This is a genomic window from Frankia sp. CcI49, assembly GCF_001983215.1.
In the GTDB taxonomy this organism is placed as follows: domain Bacteria; phylum Actinomycetota; class Actinomycetes; order Frankiales; family Frankiaceae; genus Parafrankia; species Parafrankia irregularis.
The window spans coordinates 1-16,058 of the sequence record NZ_MOWP01000051.1; the positions used below are offsets into that span (position 1 = coordinate 1).

At 68.2% G+C, this 16,058-nt stretch carries 11 protein-coding genes and 4 pseudogenes; 7 read left to right on the forward strand and 8 right to left on the reverse strand.

The features are described 5' to 3' along the window. Together CcI49_RS37815 and CcI49_RS37820 are read left to right on the forward strand one after the other, a co-directional pair. A partial coding sequence (locus CcI49_RS37815) for an IS3 family transposase (RefSeq protein ID WP_076834452.1) occupies positions 1-578 on the forward strand: 578 nt, incomplete at its 5' end. Between the two features lie 517 nt (positions 579-1,095). Then, entirely contained in the window at positions 1,096-2,202 is a 1,107-nt protein-coding gene (locus tag CcI49_RS37820; protein ID WP_076834454.1) for a cation diffusion facilitator family transporter, read from the forward strand. A gap of 4 nt (positions 2,203-2,206) precedes the next feature. On the opposite strand, the pseudogene CcI49_RS37825 reads toward CcI49_RS37820, so the two are convergent. Beyond that, a pseudogene (locus CcI49_RS37825) lies at positions 2,207-2,984 on the reverse strand (hypothetical protein). Between the two features lie 625 nt (positions 2,985-3,609). Between CcI49_RS37825 and CcI49_RS37830 the strand changes: the two are divergent. Next, entirely contained in the window at positions 3,610-3,933 is a 324-nt protein-coding gene (locus tag CcI49_RS37830) for a hypothetical protein (RefSeq protein ID WP_131831292.1), read from the forward strand. 7 nt (positions 3,934-3,940) lie between these two features. Here the strand turns inward: CcI49_RS37830 and CcI49_RS41830 are convergent, their stop codons facing one another. Beyond that, complete coding sequence (locus tag CcI49_RS41830; RefSeq protein ID WP_131831293.1) at positions 3,941-4,444, reverse strand: effector-associated domain EAD1-containing protein; 504 nt, start codon at positions 4,442-4,444, stop codon at positions 3,941-3,943. Between the two features lie 15 nt (positions 4,445-4,459). Next, positions 4,460-5,017 carry a hypothetical protein gene (locus tag CcI49_RS41835; protein WP_131831294.1) on the reverse strand — a complete coding sequence of 186 codons (558 nt, stop codon included), beginning with the start codon at positions 5,015-5,017 and terminating at the stop codon, positions 4,460-4,462. A gap of 1,142 nt (positions 5,018-6,159) precedes the next feature. Here CcI49_RS41835 and CcI49_RS37835 point away from each other — a divergent pair. Both CcI49_RS37835 and CcI49_RS37840 read left to right on the forward strand, forming a co-directional pair. Continuing rightward, on the forward strand, positions 6,160-6,960 hold the full coding sequence (locus CcI49_RS37835; RefSeq protein ID WP_076834458.1) for a hypothetical protein: 801 nt from the start codon (positions 6,160-6,162) through the stop codon (positions 6,958-6,960). A gap of 55 nt (positions 6,961-7,015) precedes the next feature. Then, a complete protein-coding gene (locus tag CcI49_RS37840; RefSeq protein ID WP_158230883.1) occupies positions 7,016-9,682 on the forward strand; it encodes a CHAT domain-containing protein in 2,667 nt (888 codons plus the stop codon). Positions 9,683-9,816: 134 nt separating this feature from the next. Here the strand turns inward: CcI49_RS37840 and CcI49_RS43950 are convergent. The 5 genes and pseudogenes from CcI49_RS43950 to CcI49_RS37870 all read right to left on the reverse strand — a co-directional run. After that, positions 9,817-10,032: pseudogene (locus tag CcI49_RS43950) on the reverse strand (hypothetical protein); the annotation flags it as partial. Positions 10,033-10,626: 594 nt separating this feature from the next. Further along, entirely contained in the window at positions 10,627-11,325 is a 699-nt protein-coding gene (locus CcI49_RS37850; RefSeq protein ID WP_131831295.1) for a hypothetical protein, read from the reverse strand. Positions 11,326-11,920: 595 nt separating this feature from the next. Continuing rightward, a pseudogene (locus CcI49_RS43955) lies at positions 11,921-12,085 on the reverse strand (IS3 family transposase); the annotation flags it as partial. Between the two features lie 214 nt (positions 12,086-12,299). Further along, positions 12,300-13,359: pseudogene (locus CcI49_RS37865) on the reverse strand (acyl-CoA dehydrogenase family protein). Between the two features lie 101 nt (positions 13,360-13,460). Then, on the reverse strand, positions 13,461-14,111 hold the full coding sequence (locus CcI49_RS37870) for a TetR/AcrR family transcriptional regulator (RefSeq protein WP_076834464.1): 651 nt from the start codon (positions 14,109-14,111) through the stop codon (positions 13,461-13,463). Positions 14,112-14,192: 81 nt separating this feature from the next. On the opposite strand from CcI49_RS37870, the gene CcI49_RS37875 reads away from it, so the two are divergent. Then, the gene (locus CcI49_RS37875) at positions 14,193-15,227 is read left to right on the forward strand and encodes a TIGR03617 family F420-dependent LLM class oxidoreductase (protein ID WP_076834466.1); all 1,035 of its coding nucleotides are present in this window, start codon (positions 14,193-14,195) and stop codon (positions 15,225-15,227) included. Then, a complete protein-coding gene (locus CcI49_RS37880; RefSeq protein WP_076834468.1) occupies positions 15,224-16,057 on the forward strand; it encodes an enoyl-CoA hydratase-related protein in 834 nt (277 codons plus the stop codon). The genes CcI49_RS37875 and CcI49_RS37880 overlap by 4 nt, the downstream gene beginning before the upstream one ends. Position 16,058: the final 1 nt, after the last annotated feature.

The window sequence follows — 16,058 nt, forward strand, 5'->3', positions numbered from 1 at the left end:
GTCCCGCGGACCTGGTGGGTCGCCGGTTCGACCCGCCCGCTCCCGACCGAACCTGGGTTGCCGACTTCACCTACGTGCCGACCTGGTCGGGCACCGTCTACGTGGCGTTCGTCGTCGATGCCTACGCCCGKCGGATCCTGGGCTGGCGGGCCGCGTCCACCATGCRCACGAMCCTGGTCCTCGACGCCCTCGAACACGCCTTGTGGACCCGCCGGTCCGAAGGTGTCACCTCGCTGGCCGGGCTGGTCCACCACAGCGATGCCGGCAGCCAGTACACCTCGATCGCCTTCACCGAACGACTCACCGCCGCCGGTGTCGATCCCTCCGTCGGCAGCGTCGGCGACGCCTACGACAACGCCCTCGCTGAGACCGTGATCGGCCTGTACAAGACCGAGCTGATCAAACCCCGGGGGCCGTGGAARACCGCCGGCCAGGTCGAGGTCGCCACCCTCGAGTGGGTCGACTGGTACAACCACCGCCGTATCCACACCGCCTGCGGTGACCTGCCGCCCGCCGACCTCGAGGYCGTCTACCAGCAGAAACATATTCTGATCAAGTCCGAGCACTCAAACGCATGAGCCTCCGGACATGCCGGGGCGATTCAGTGACACCGGCGTCCCGGACGGCCGCGCCCATGATTTTCCCGCCCCCACGGCGGCCAGCGCAGCGGCCCCGGTTCCTGACATGGTCGTGACGACATGGGCCGTGTAACCGACGCACCCGGCACCGATACCGAATATTCCTACTCGACAAGCACGGGCATCTTCCCAGACATCGCAGAGGCAGGAAGAACAGCACACCAAGACCTGTTCCCCCGACGGGCATGAGGTCGCAACTGCGAGAGCAAGGCGATAGCTGGGCCTTGCTAAGCGAAGGTTCGGCACCTGCGGTAAATGTCGAGGTGCGAATTATTTGCAGGTGAGAGAAGTCGAGTCCTGCGTCATCGCCGCGATGATTCATTCGTGTAATGCTGTGCGCATGGCCGACTCACCCGCGACGGGTTCCGCCCCCGGTAACCAGCCCCGCGACAGGGGCGAGGACGTCTTGTCGTCCGGCGGCGTTTAGGGGCAGTGTCACCCGGCGGGCCCGGGCGACCTGCATGGATCCCACGAACACGGCCACGCTCACGCTCACGGTCACACCCATGGCGGCCACCAGCATGGTCACAGCCACTCTGCTTCTGGGACCGCTCGCCCGGGGCGCGTGCGGTTCCTGAAAGAACGGGTGTCACATCTGCTGCGACCACATTCGCATGACGCGGCCGACCGGGTGGACTCCGAACTGGAGGCCTCCGCGGAAGGAATGCGCACGCTGTGGATCTCACTCGCCGTCCTCGGACTCACCGCACTGTTCCAGACCGTCGTGGTGGTCGCGTCCGGATCCGTCGCCCTGCTCGGTGACACGATCCACAATCTCGCCGATGCCCTCACCGCTGTCCCGCTGGCTATCGCCTTCGTCCTCGGTCGCCGCCCACCCACCCGCCGTTTCACCTACGGCTACGGCCGGGCGGAAGACCTCGCTGGCGTCGCCGTCGTCCTCGTCATCACCGCGTCGGCGGGACTGGCCGCCTACGAGGCCGTCGACCGGCTGATCCACCCCCGGGACGTCACACACCTGCCCGCCGTCGCGGTCGCGGGCCTGGTCGGCTTCCTCGGCAACGAATGGGTCGCCCGCTACCGCATCCGCACCGGCCGCCGCATCGGCTCCGCCGCCCTGGTCGCCGACGGACTCCACGCCCGGACCGACGGCTTCACCTCCCTCGCCGTGCTCGTGGGCGCGGGCGGGGTCGCGGCAGGATGGCAGCTCGCCGACCCCCTCATCGGCCTGGTGATCACGGTGGCGATCCTTGCGGTGCTCCGTGACGCGGTCCGCGAGGTCGCCCAGCGGCTGATGGACGCGGTCGATCCCGCCCTGGTCGACACAGCCGAGACCGCCCTGACGGGGACATCCGGCGTCCGCGCCGTCGGCGCCATTCGCCTCCGGTGGGTCGGCCACCAGCTACGTGCCGAAGCGGACATCGTGGTACCCGCCGACCTCACCGTCGTCCAGGCGCACGCCATCGCCGTCAGCGCCGAACACGCCCTGTTCCACGCCATCCCGCGGCTCACCGCCGCCACCGTCCACACCGACTACACCCCGGCGGCATCCGCGACGGCACACGAGGCACTCGCGCATCACCGCTCCCCAGCACTGACGAGCTGAACTGTCACGAGGTCGAGGGCTGTGGTGGCTGTCCGTCGATAGCGGCCCCGGTGTCCTGACGTATCTGGGTGACCAGAGCGCGTGCGGTGCCTGTGCCGACGTGAAGCTGTTTGCGGAGCGTCTCGGCGGAGACGGGGCGGTGAAAGAGCTGCCAGTGCAGGACGTCCTCCGCGCGTGCACGGTGGAGCAGATCCTGCTGACGTGCCTCCCGCTCGACCTGACGTGATGCGGCATCCGCCTTCCGGCGCCGTTCACCGGCCTGGACCGGTGGCACTGACACCCCCGGCTGGTCACTCTTCGCCGCTGGAGAGGGGGTCGGGTGTGGGGAGGTGGCCTGGATGGCTTGCAGGAGGCCAGGGCCGGCCTCCGGCCCACCCGATCAGGAGGAGCGGCCCGACAGCGTCGAAGGCTGCCCTGCCGTAGTGGCCGGAGATGAGGGGTTCGGCGATGTTGAGGGCGAGGGTCACGGCGCTGGCGAAGATGAGCAGGAGTCTGGCCGAGCGGATGACGTCGGCGGGGCCGCCGTGCAGGGTGAGGTGGCGCGCGCCAAGGAGGAGCCCGACGACAGAAAGATCGACTGCCGGCGCCACGAGGATCGCGACGTAGGTCGGGACCCCCAGACGGATACCGAGTGTGGCGACGTTGCCCAACCCGAAGAGGAAGGTCAGCCCGACAACGGTGCCCACGATCACCGTCACCATGCGGGCGGTGCCGTTCGGACCCACCAGGTCCACGGAACGTGTGTTCGATTCGATGGGTGAGGCTGCTGGCCGGGGGCTCACTGGGCGTCGTCCCTGGCCAGGAGCCTTGTGGAGACCGGACGAACAGCGATCTCGGGACCCTCCACCAAGATCAGACGCTTCTTATTGTGGTGCGTTAGGTCCACCACGATGCGTAATAATGCCCTGACCTGGGCAAATAGGTAAGAGCTATGAGATTTGATGATTGATCGAATGGCGGAAGTCCAGGTCGGGGCGTTGATCTTTTGGTTCGATTCCCTGGATGTACTGGCGGCCCTTGGCTGCGAAGCGTAGCGGCGGCAGGGTGCTTGGGCGATGACCGCGACCGTGTCGTCACGTCGTGTGACGTTTGGGTTAGGGTTCAGACCGAGCCACCTTTGACTGGGTGGCCTGACAGCCGTGACTTTGCTGCTTCTACACTTCTGTCCGTGGGCGTCGCGGTGCCCCCGCGGTCGGGTGATGCCTGGCCGGTGCCGACGACGCCTCGTCCGGTGTGGGCCGCTTCCCCGCTGGGCCGTGTCTTCCGGTCCGGTGCGTTTGCCGCGCTTGCTGTCTGCTCGGGATGGGTGCGCACGCGGTCTCGACCGCACCCCCACCGCCTCTCCTGGTTACCGTTGTCGGGTTTTTGTTGACCTGGCGGGCCGGGTGGGAGCTGGCTGGAGTGTGGGTGACCGCGCCGCGTCTGGTCGGACTTGTGGTGGCGGTGCAGTCCTGTCTGCATGTGGCCTTCGCGATGTCCACTCCGCCCGGCCATCACCATGCGGGTGCGGGTGGCTCCCGGGCGGGCGATCTCGCCGCGCGTGGTGTGGATCTGGTGCACGGCGGGCCGATGATGCTGGGCGGGCATCTGCTGGCGGCGGTCTTCCTCGCCTGCTGGTTGGCGCGGGGTGAACGGCTGCTGTGGCGTGCCGCCCGCGGTGCCACCGAGGCGACCCGTGGGGTGTACAAGTTGGCAGCATGCTCACGTAATATCACCTTACGCTTCATTTAAGGTGACGTCACCAACTCTCGTTCATGTTCTCGCTTCGCAGGGCAGTTGCCAGTATTGGGTTCGCCGGGAAATCAATACATGCGGCAGAAAGAATTTTTCGCCTGCCATGTGCCACGACCCCATGCCCGACCAGTTCGCCAACTCGACGCCAAAAACTGAGTGAATCGCTCCATGCTGGCAGTCGTTGAACCGGCAGACCCGCTCGCGCTAGGACTTCACGGGCGGACTGTGGGTCGCGATAGATCTTAGCTAGCGCCTCAATTTCCAATTCCGTAAAGATGCCTGGATTCCCTGAAGTCGCCCGGGCAGCCTCAGAGCCGACCCCCGTGGCGTTTTCGTTCGGCGACACGTGGGAGCGGTTCGCGGGGCCAGAGTGGCGATTGACCCCATTTCCGAGATCACCATAGAACGATATGCCAAAAAAGCCGTCGCGATTGTCAAAATTTTCGATATCTCCTACATTGATCTGCGACGAGCGTTCACCATCCCGGTGCGGGTACTCGATTMCCACGACTTGACACTCCTCTCACTCAAGGCCGCCGACGGGTCTGCCGGAAGGCGCAGCCTTGGCACCTATCACGACCCTGTTCCCGACCTGTCCACCGCGGTTATCAATGTTCCCTATTCTTTCAATGTTCATCACGTTGTGGACCAGCGTTTCTACTTTATAGTCCTCTTTGTACTTCAGGGCTTCGATGATCAGATGAACCGCGGAATCGATCGCGCCGGGGTCTCGGCTAGCCAGGGCGTCTACGCGGGCATCGCCGCTCCCGAGTGCCATTACAAAGATATGTCGACTCGGCTGGAGGATTGGCGCAATAATCGCAAAGCCGACGACCGCGGTCAGAGTGACTATCCAGGGTGCAGCCTCATTGCTGCCAAACGTTGAGGTGAAGAGAATCCACAGGAAGCTAGGGATGAACCACGGCAAGGCCTGYGAAATTCGCTGTAGCCGGATACCAGCGTAGCCAACAATGCGGAGTTCGCGAGACACCTGCGTTATGCTGCGAAGATTGTAAACGTTAAACCCGATATACAGAAGGCCGTCGCTTACGCGCACTTGCATTCCCGCGCCGTCCTGCATCTTTCCCCCCGTCTTGCCTCATGCCGTATATGCCACCCTTGCCTCTGCATCACGATACCGCTAAAGCATGCGCGGGAGGGGTCGGCTCTACGCAATCCATCCCGCAGCTTGCCTTTGAGCAAGATCTTCGTCTAGTCCCCTGCACCTGAGATCACCGACATAAGTCGTATACCGTGTTGGGGTCGCTTCCTGCTGCGGCCCTTGCGTTGTCAGATGAGGATCGCGCAGAGCTCGGCCGCCTGGTGGCGTCGGGGCCGCGGTGTCTGGCAGCGAGGGCGCGGATTGTGCTGGCCTGCGCCGAGCCTTCGGCTGGCGGGAACTCGGGGGCGGCCGCCGTGTTGGGGGACCGCCTCGGGTGATGTTCGGGCAGGACGCGCTCGCGTTGCGCCAGGCGATGGCCGCTCCCACCGCACCGGGCCGCTGAGATCGAGATTCCCGCGGCGGCGTTCCTGCGGCAGATGCTGGTGCAGACCTAATACTGACCCGAAGAATAACGTGAGGTGACGGCGGTGCCCGGCTCAGGCGGCCTCGGGGATGGCGTCGAGCGGACGGTGTAGCCGAGGGCGTTGGCTTGGCGGGTCAGGCGGCGCAGGGCGCGTTCGGGGTCGCGTCGGGTGAAGTAGTCGCCGGCAGCGACGGCTCGGCGTTGGCATCACCGAAGGCGTCGTCCGGAGCGCGACGTACCGAGATCCAACACCTGCCGGTGGCTYGCCTGGGCCGCTACTCCGACGGCACTCCCGGCGAAGTGGTCCCAGCTTCCCCGGCTCCGCCACCGGGCGACCGCGTGCCCGCTGACCACGCACAGCCTCAAGACCGCTGCTGAGCAGTTCACCCAGGCCCGGCTGTTCCTGGCGTGGCTCGACGAGCGCGGCCGGACGGCTGGAGACCCTCACCCAGACGGACATCGACGGCTGGCACGCCACCCACCTCGACCAGGCGAGACGCTCGCTGCGGGCGTTCCTGACCTGGGTGATGAGTAGCCGCCAGCTATCCCGGCTCCCGCACGCCGTCGTCGGCTCCAGATCGGGCTGATGGTTTCCCGGTAGTCGGTGTAGAACCCTGATGTCCAACCGAGCGATACCGCACAATGCACTGTGGGCGACACCCGCCCGACGTACGGGCACGGGTCGGGGGTAGGCGGAATGACCGTTGCTTCCAGCAGCGATCCGCAGCTGGTTCTGGTCGCGGTGAACAGGATTTATCCCACGTTGCGGCGTCAGCTTGCGCCGGATCAGTGGGACGTCATCGGCGTCGGGCTCGACGCCTCGATCGCGGTGCTGGGCGACCCGGAACAGGTCTCCGGACATCCCGCCGCGGCGCTCACCGTCGTGCGGCTGCTCTCGGGGTCCGAGGCTGGTCGGTCGTTGCTGGCGGGGCGGCTCACAGCCCAGGACGCGATGCTCGCGCTGGCCGGCGGCGAGGCCGCGGCCGTGATGCCATGGGTCCTCGCCGCCGTGGACGTCGATCTCGACGCCGATGCGCAAGCGGTGGAACGCGCCATCACGCTCGCGCCAGGCGGCGTGGACGGCGCCAGGAGCCTCAAGCTGAAGAACTTCCGCGTCGACCTCGCGGAGCTGGTCAAGCTTGCCTCCGCCACGACGGTGGCGCTGCAGGCGGCACTGGCGAGTCCGAACCCGCTACTCATCGCCGCGGGTGCCCTCACCGTCATCCAGGCTTTCATGGGCTCGGTCACGACGGCGATCGGTGAGGACGAGGCAAGCGTGTTCTGGTCCTTCGCCCAGGCTGCCGCCGACCGCGACGACAAGGCCGCGACGGAGGGGGAGCTGCGGGCCGAGACCGACCGGCAGCGCCAGGAGTTCGGCCTGGAACCGCTGACGCCGGCGGCGTTCACCAGGGCGCTCAGGGCGCTTGAACGCATCTCCAGCATCGCCCCGGCGGGTGAGGCGGGGTGGCGGCTCGTCGAGTCTTACCATGTTGCGTGACCGGGCCGTACGAGCCGCTGTGCTCGTACGCCGGGGTCGTCAGCGATTGGACAGCTTGGGCCCGACGGCGGCGCTGTCGCCGTTATGCAAGGCGGCCCAGCTGCTCGACGGGGCGAGAGACGTCGGCGCCCAGGCGGTCGCGATCGAGGCATTGACCAGCCTTGGCGACGCCTACCTCGCCCGATCGCGTCCCGTGAGCGCGGATGATGTCGAACTGGCCATCGCCAGCTACACCGAGGCACTGCGGCTCGTGTACAAGCGGCCATTGAATGACGGCGCAAAGCCAGCTGACGTCCGTTTGGACTTCCTCTTCGTCCGCAACCATGACCGTATTCGCGCGCGGCTGGCGATAGCGTATGACCGGCGCGTTCTGGGCTCGCACGAGGAGAACCTCAGCCAGGTCCTGGAGCACTCCGACTCACTTGAGATCGATGACGAGGGCGACACCGAACTACGTGTCGCCGCCCGCCTTGCCCGTGGCCGGGCGTACCGGGACAGGAGCGTGGGTAGCGGCCTGGGGCCGATGGACATAGGTATCGCGCTTAGCCTTTTCCGTGAGGCGTCGCGGTGGCTCGAAGGCCGGGAGGGATCGGACCTCTGGGCCGACGCCCAGACCGAGATCGGCGCGACACTGCTGCGCGCCGGAGGCGCCCAGCAAGCGGTGGCCGGGGAGAACGCGGCGGACTGCCTGCACAGGGCGATGACGGCGTATACACGGAACGGTTCGTTGCGCAAGACCACGCGGGTTCACGTGCTTCTCGGCGATTACTACGGTGAGCACTGCGCCGACACCGACGGTGAGGACGTCCTCGACAAGGCTATCGATCATTACCTCCAGGCGCTGACGTTCATGAGGATGGACGAGGACCGCGCCGGCTGGGCACGCATCCAGGTCTCAGTGGCGCGGCTCGCGCTCGGTTTTCCCACCGGTGGAATCGACGTGGCCATCGAGCGGCTGGAGGCGGCCGTCGACACGTTGACCGGGCCGGAGCGCGCGGCCGACCGGCGCGAGGCGCTGGCCTTCCTTGGCCACCTTCTCCTGCGGGAGCGGCGCTGGGACGAGGCGCTCGAACGGTTCGAGGATGCGCTGGCACTTGCGCGGTCGTCCGTGGGCCAGGCCAGATCTGTGGCCGGTCGGCGCGCGGCAGCGGCCGGCTTCCGCCCTGAGGGAAGCCTGGCAGGGCTGGCGAGCGGCCTCGCCTACTGCTACTTCCAGCTGGGACGGCTCGACGAGGCCCTCACGACCCTGGAATCCGGCAAGGCCCAGCTACTCACCGACGCGCTGCGCTGGACCGAGGGCGCCGGCCTGAGCGGGGACACGGGCGTGACTGCCGGGGAACGCGCCGAGCTGACGCGCCTGACCAGCCAGATCCGCGAGCTGGAAGCCGCGCAGTACGGCGGCATACACGACTCGCAGGACACTCGGCGCCTGGGGGTCCTGCGAGGGCAGCTCGCCAGCCTGGTGGAGCGAATCCCGCGCGTCCAGCCGGCACGAGAGCCGGAACACCTGACAGTGGCCGCGATGTCCCCCGCTGAACCTGGAACCGCGCTGGTCGTGCCGCTGCTCAGCCCGACCGGCGGAGCGGTGTTCATCGTGGCCCACGGTGATGAGCATGTAGCACCCGAGAACGTGCTGGCGTTCCCGTCGCTCACGAACGCGGCGGTCCTCCAGTGGCTCGCCGGGGAGGAGGCGGCGCCCGGATGGTTCTCCGCATACACGGAGCGCAACGACGGACTGCGCGAATGGGAACTGTGGCAGGACAGGGTCCTCGACGTTTGCGGAGAGCTGTGGGAGGCCGTCGCAGGGAAGCTGCGGGACCGGCTGCGTGAGCTCGGAACATCCAGCATCGTGGTGATCCCGACAGCAGGTCTGCAGTTTCTCCCGATCCATGCGGCGGCACCGCGAGACACCGCGGCGCCGTGGTGCCTCCTCGACGACCTGACGGTGAGCTACATCCCATCCGCATACGCACTTGCCCTGGCGGCGCGGCGCCGTGACCGTCCGGCGGCGCGTGGGCCCGCGCTCGTCGCCGGCGTCAGCCGGTACGACTCTCTGCCGCCGCTGCCGAATGTCCCGGAGGAGCTGGACATGGTGGCCGCCACCCTGGGGTCGAGCCCGCTGCTGGACGGGCGGGCGACCCGGACGGAGCTGCTGCGACGCATGCCTGCCGCGCCCATCGTCCACCTCGCGTGCCACGGGGCGGACTGGGCCCTGACAGGGGCGAGGTTCCGCATGGCCTGGACGCCACCGCCAGTCCTGCGCCTCCAGGAGAGCGGGCTGTCCTTCGAAGACATCCTCCGCCAGGACCTGCGCAGCGTCCGGCTGGTCTCCCTTTCGGCCTGCGACACGGGGATGGTGGACTTGAGTCTGTCGTGGGACGAGGCCGAGGGCCTGATCAACGTGTTCCTTCAAGCCGGCGCCGCGGCGGTGGTGAGTAGCCTGTGGGCGGTCGAAGACCGGAGCACCGCATTGCTGATGCAGCGGTTCTACGACAACCTGACCGGCCATGACGCGGACCCCGCAGCGGCCCTGCGCGACGCTCAGCTCTGGCTTCGCGACAGCACCCGCGCGTCGCTGGCCGCCGTATACGAAGCGAGGATCGAGCAGGGTCAGACCCAGTTCCTGCCTGCCTACACAAACCTGATGCTCGGTGGCCCCCCGGACGAGCGCCCCTTTTCGCACCCGTGCTACTGGGCACCGTTCATCCTCACCGGGGCGTAAGGCGCAGCTGACCGCGTTCTTCAAGGCCCCGGCGATCCACTCTGCGCACCTCCGGTTTGGGCGATCGGACCCGAAGAAACCCCACCCCGCAGGCCATAACGCCCAGCCTCCGGGGCTCCTCGGGAAGAGCTGCGCGAGAGGTCGACTGCGGGTGCCACGAGGATCGCGACGTAGGTCGGGACCCCGAAGCGGATGCCGAGCGTGGCGACGTTGCCGAGGCCGAAGAGGAAGGCGAGTCCGACGACGGTTCCCACGATCACGGTCACCATGCGGGCGGTGCCGTTCGGACCCGGCAGGTCTACGGAACGTGTGTTCGATCCGTCGGGCGAGGTTGCTGGCCGGGTGCTCACTGGGCATCGTCCCTGACCAGGAGCCTCGTAGAGACCGGGCGAACGGTGATCTCGGGACACTGGCCTGGCGAGAGGTGGTTCGTGGATGAGACGTATGTCAAGTCTCCGGCCGCTGGACCTATGTGTCCCGTGCGGTCGACCACCGCACGGCCAGGACGATCATCTCAGACGGGAACCGAAACCCCGCGAACTCCGACACCGCCGGAACCGGTGGACAGGTACGACGTCGGCGGCTGTCGATCACGACTGATCGACAGCCGCGGCACAGCGGACTCCGCCGATGCAACAGCCATCCAAAGCGATGTGAGGACGACTTGTAACTGCAGCCTTAGCGGTTCGTCGCCCCGCTCCACCCTCGTACGAGACTGCCGTCGAAGCCGGGCAGCGGTGGATCATGATCGAGCCGCGACTCGTGCTCCAAAGCCCCGGTCGTCTCTGCCGGCCTGGTGGCCGGGGCTGGTCAGAACTGTCCTCTGTTTGATCTCGTCACAGATGGCTGCCGGGCAGCCGACCGCGTGGGCGAGGAGAGATCTGGACAGCCCTGCCGTGTGACGTTTCGTGGCGGGGGCAGCGACGTCCGTATGCTGTGTGTCCCTAGTGGACGGGTCGCGGAACGACCTCAAAGGGGGTGTTCCCGGTGTATGCGAACTCGCCAGCGGGCAGGCAGTTCTCGTCCGGGACCGTACCCAGCCCGTCGCAGTGCCGGGCCCGCAGTGTGAGGAAGACGGTGGAGGTGTGCTGGCCGACCCTGAGGGGTCTGAGCGGCGGCGAGACAGGCTGGGAGAACGGAAGTCCGTCCTCCGTGAAGAACCCGGTACGCAGCGCCTTCCGACCGAAGACGAACGACTTCTCCTGGGGCGTGCCGATGTCCACCACGAAGCGGGCGCGGAGGAATTTCGAGTTGAAGTCGTCGATCGGGTTGGGCTTCGTCGGCGTGTAATCGGCGGGGTAGACCGCGGTGGCGGCGCTGGCCGCCGTGACCCACCCCGGTCCGATGCGGACCCACGGTTCACCCGCGACGGCGGTACGGCAGGTGGGGGGACCGATGATCTGCTGCCTGATGTGGAAGAACTCGTTGAGATTGGTCCCGTCAGCGGTGATGCAGGCATGCTCGGTGGGACGGCCCTCTCCGAGCGCCGCGCGTTGGGGTGAATCGGCGAGCGCCGCCCCCGCGAGGCTCACCCCCATCGTCGTGGCGAGTGCCGCGGTCGCCATCCCGCGCAGGAGCCGGTGCCGTCGCCGGGCGGGCCCGCGGGTGATGCCTGCTGATTCACGTTCGATGCTCTGGTTCACTGCTGCTCTCTCTTGTCGGTTTCCGAGCGCCCTGGGCTCTCACCGGAGACATGGGGAATCATCCTGGCTCCGGCCAGGATCACCAGCTCGGTTTTCGTAACAGGTCCAAGCCAGGTCGACCGACCAGGGTCATCACCATGTCGCCAGGCGCTTCGACTAGTCCGTAGCCGTATGGGTGGCGACGGACGGCAGCTACCGAGGGGCAGCAGGCCGCGCGGCGATGTTACGACGGGCGGCGACCCGGGCCAGGGAAATTCAGCAGCGCGTCTCCGGGCGCATATTGGCGCGCAGAATATCCGCGGTTTGGGTGAGTTCCCCTTCTTGGCCCTCCCCTTTCCCAGGCGTCCGAAGCATGTGCCTGGAACAGGGAATGGTGGCCCGGAAACGGCCCCGACCTGATCCGCTCCCATCTGACGCGGATCCGCCGGTAGTGGTTCCGCTGATTTTGATCTTTAACCTGTGCGGAGGAATCCCTCAAGCTGTTTGGGTCAGGATCTTCGGGAAATTAGTTGGCCTGCCGGTCGGTGTCCTGGTCGTCGGGTCGGTTGATCCACGCGGGCTTGGGAAGCTCGGGTGGGGGCGGGGGTCGGCGGACGAACCGTTCGGGGTGTGCGGCGTAGGCGGCGTCGAGCACGCTGGCGCGGGCCTGGCGGACGGTGTCGGCCTGGCCGTGGTGCACGACGGTCGGGGTGAGCAGACCGGTCCCGGAGTGGCGGTGGTGGTTGTTGTAGTGGTCGAAGAACTGCCGGCACCAGGCGCGGGAAAGCCCGGCTCCGCCGCGCCCGGAGCCGATCCCGCGCAGGCAGCGCCACCAGCCCGCGGCCCTGCGACCGGTGGGCGGCCCTTCGGTTTCGACAGGCCCGCCAGCGCGCCCGCTTCACGGGCTTTACGCCACTCCACGATATGCGCCGAGCACAGGTTCTCCCGGCGCAGGATCGCGCCTTTCTGCCCGTCCGGGGCCGCCTCGTACTCGTTCAGGATCCGATCCGGTCCGCGAGCAGACTTCGCCAGTGGTCGGGTGCGCCGAAGAGGAGTCGTGAGGACGCCGCCCGCCGGTAGTAGAGGTGCGCCGGGTGTTCCCAGGTGAAGCCCATGCCGCCGTGGATCTGGATGCAGGCCGACGCGGCGTGGAGGTACGCGTCCGAGCAGTAGGTGCCGGCGATGGCGCTGACTTCGGCCAGCAGGTCGTCGTGGTTGGTCGCGCACCAGGCGGCGTAGCGCGCCGCCGACGTGGCCGATTCGGCTTCCAGCATCGTGTCGGCGCAGCTGTGTTTGATCGCCTGGAAGCTGCCGATGGGGCGCCCGAACTGGATGCGGTCCTTGGCGTACTGGACTGTCATGTCGAGGGCGAACCGGGCGCCGCCGGCCTGTTCGGCGGCGAGCGCCACGGCGGCGGCGTCGAGGACGCGTTCGAGGACGGGCCAGCCGTGACCGTCCGCGCCGATGAGTGTCGCCGGGGCGTCGTTCAGCTCGATCCGCGCCTGCTTGCGGGTTTGGTCGAGCGTCGTCATCGGTGTCCGGGACATTCCGGGAGCGTCACCGGGAACGGCGAACAGTGAGACGCCCCGGGTGGTGCGGGCGGCTGTCAGAACGAGGTCGGCGGTGTGTCCGTCGAGGACGTACTGCTTGGCTCCGCTGAGCGTCCAGCCCGTCCCGTCCGGCGCCGCGGTCACGGTGATTCCGCCTTCGTCCCACCGCCCGTCGTCCTCGGTCAGGGCGAGAGTCGCCACGGTGTCCCCGGTGGCGATGCCGGGCAGCCAGCGTCGCTGTGCGGTCTCGTCGCCGGACTCCAGCAGGGTGGTCACGGCGAGGACGGCGGTGGAGAGGTAGGGCCCGCAGAACAGCCGGCGCCCCATCTCCTCCAGCACGATGGACAGTTCGACGAAGGTCGCCCCAGGCGCCGCCGAGCTCAGGTGGTACCAGGATGCCGACGAGGCCGAGGTGGTGTCCGCGGCTGGCCCAGGTGGCGGGGTCGTAGCCCGTCGTCGTGGCCATCAGCCGCCGGACCTCGGCCTCCGGCGACTTCTGCGCCATGAACGTACGCACCGTGCGGCGCAGTTCATCCTGCTCGGGGGTGGACGCGAACGGAGACGTGAACGGGGACGTGGGCAAGCCATCTCCTCCTTGGCCGGGCGCTAGGCCTGCTGCCGCCCGTCGAGTGGCGTGGACAGGCAGAACCTCAGGAGTCGCTCCTTCTCACCGGGAGTCACCCGGGTGCCCGCTCGCAGATGGCCACCGACCCGCCCGAAGACGGCGTGGGTGACGAGTTCCGCGTCGAGCTCGGGGGTGGTGCTGCCGAGGCTGGCGAACGGCTCGTGGAGGAGCCTGGCCAGAGGGATCTTCGCCGCGTGGTCTCCCGTCGGGATGGACGAGTTGAGGGTGCTGCTGTTCCACAGCACGGCCGCGGTCGACGCGGCCTGCGACGCGTCGGTCTGGGCCAGTGTCCCCTCGACCCACACCCGGATCCTGCCTTCGGCGGACGGCTCGGCGGCCATCCGGCGGGCGATGGCCGCCGCGACGCGTTCGGCGCCGTCCTCGATGAGTGCCGCGACCAGGGCGTCCTTCGACGGGAAGTGCCGGTAGAACGCGTCGTTCGACAGGCCGGCGGCGGCGACGATGTCGGCCACCCGTGCCTTCCCCGCCGTGCCGGTCGTCTCGATGATGTGCCGCGCCGCGTCGATCAGCGCGGACACCTCGGCCGTGTAGTCGGGGCGGCGACGCTCCGCGGCCGTCCGGGCCGCGATGCGGGTCGCCACCCGGCTCGGACGACCGATTGCGTTCGTCATATCAGAATCATATGGTGCTAACCAGAATGATGTAGGAAGTCTGGATCGAGATCCGCCATCTGGAATGATGTTGGAGTCGATGTGAAGATTGACGGAGGGCTGCCGCACTCGCTCGCGGACCGTGAGTCCGCGGCGCGCGGCGCGGGTCTCGCCGCGTCGGTGGGCTATGACCGGCTGTTCGCGGCGGAGGCGGCGCACGACCCGTTCCTGCCGGTCGCGCTGGCCGCCGGTGCGGCGGATGTCGACCTCGGCACCAACGTGGCCGTCGCCTTCGCCCGCAACCCGATGACGACGGCGATGGTCGCGAACGACCTGCAGGTCCTGACCGGTGGGCGGTTCATCCTCGGCCTGGGGTCACAGGTGAAGGCGCACATCACCCGCCGGTTCTCGATGCCGTGGTCGCACCCCGCGGCACGGATGCGGGAGTTCGTGCTCGCGCTGCAGGCGATCTGGGAGAGCTGGCAGCCCGGTGGCCGCCTGCGGTTCGAGGGCACCTTCTACCGGCACACGCTGTCGAACCCGCTGTTCCAGCCCGGCCCGAACCCGTTCGGGCCGCCGCGGGTGTTCCTGGCGGCGGTCGGCCCGCGGATGACCGAGGTCGCCGGCGAGGTCGCCGACGGGCTGATGTGCCACGCGTTCACCAGCCCCTCCTACCTGGCGGAGGTGACACTGCCGGCGCTGCGTCGCGGCCTCGCGCGGGCTGGTCGCGCCGACGGTGCGGTGGAGGTGTGCCTGCCGGTGCTGCTCGCGACCGGCCCGGCGGGCGCCGACCTGGAGCCCGAGATCGACCGGGTGCGCCGCCAGGTTGCCTTCTACGCCTCGACGCCTGCCTACCGCGCCGTTCTCGACCACCACGGCTGGGGCGACCTGCACGGCGAGGCCCATCGCCTGTCGGTGGACCAGCGCTGGGAGGAGATGGCCGGCCTCGTGGACGACGACATCCTGCACACGCTCGCGGTCGTGGCTGACGCCGGCAGCCTGGCGGACGTCGTCCGGGACCGGTTCGGCCGACTCGTGACCGGCCTGCGCCTCAACGTGCCCTACGCGGACGACCCCGAGGCCTGGGCGCCGGTGATCGAGAAGCTCAAGCAGCCCGTCGAGGAGCCGGTGGGATGAGCCTGACCTGCTTCGACGTCCGCTACGAGGACGGGGTCGCGTATCTGCGGCTGAACCGGCCGGAGCGGAAGAACTCGCTGATCCCGTCGTTCTGGGCGGAGCTGCGCACGCTGGTCGAGGAGATCGACCGTGAGGCCCGTGCCCGGGTGATCGTGATCTCCTCCACCGGCCGGCACTTCTGCGCCGGTCTCGACCTCGGCGTGTTCGACGGCGGGATGTTCCGCGCGAGTGGCGGCGGTGACGAGCCCGGCCGCAAGCGGGCTGTGCTGTACCAGGGCATCCGGTTGTTGCAGGAGACGTTCACCGCGCTGGAGCGGGCCCGGGTCCCGGTGATCGCCGCGATCCAGGGCGGCTGCGTCGGTGCCGGCCTCGGCATGGTCTCGGCGTGCGACCTGCGCTACGCCACCAGGGACGCGTTCTTCCTGGTCCAGGAGACCAACATCGGCATCACCGCCGAGGTGGGCCAGCTGCAGCGGCTGCCGAAGGTCATGCCCGAGGGCGTCGCCCGCGAGATGGCCTACCGGGGAATGCGCCTGCCGGCCGCCCGCGCCGAGTCCGTCGGGTTCGTCAACGCGGTGTTCGACGACCACGAAGCCCTGCTGACCGGAGTGTCGGAGATCGCCCGGGAGATCGCCGCGAAGAGCCCGCTCGCGGTCTGGGGCTCGAAGCACTCCCTGAACCACGCCCGCGACCACGCGGTCGACGACGGCCTCGACCTCGTCGCGCTGTGGCAGGCCGGCATGTACCACCCGGACGACTGCCTGGAGAGCCTGAGCGCTCAGCGGGAACAACGCGCCCCGGCCTTCGAGGATCTCCGGCCGGCGCCCTGAT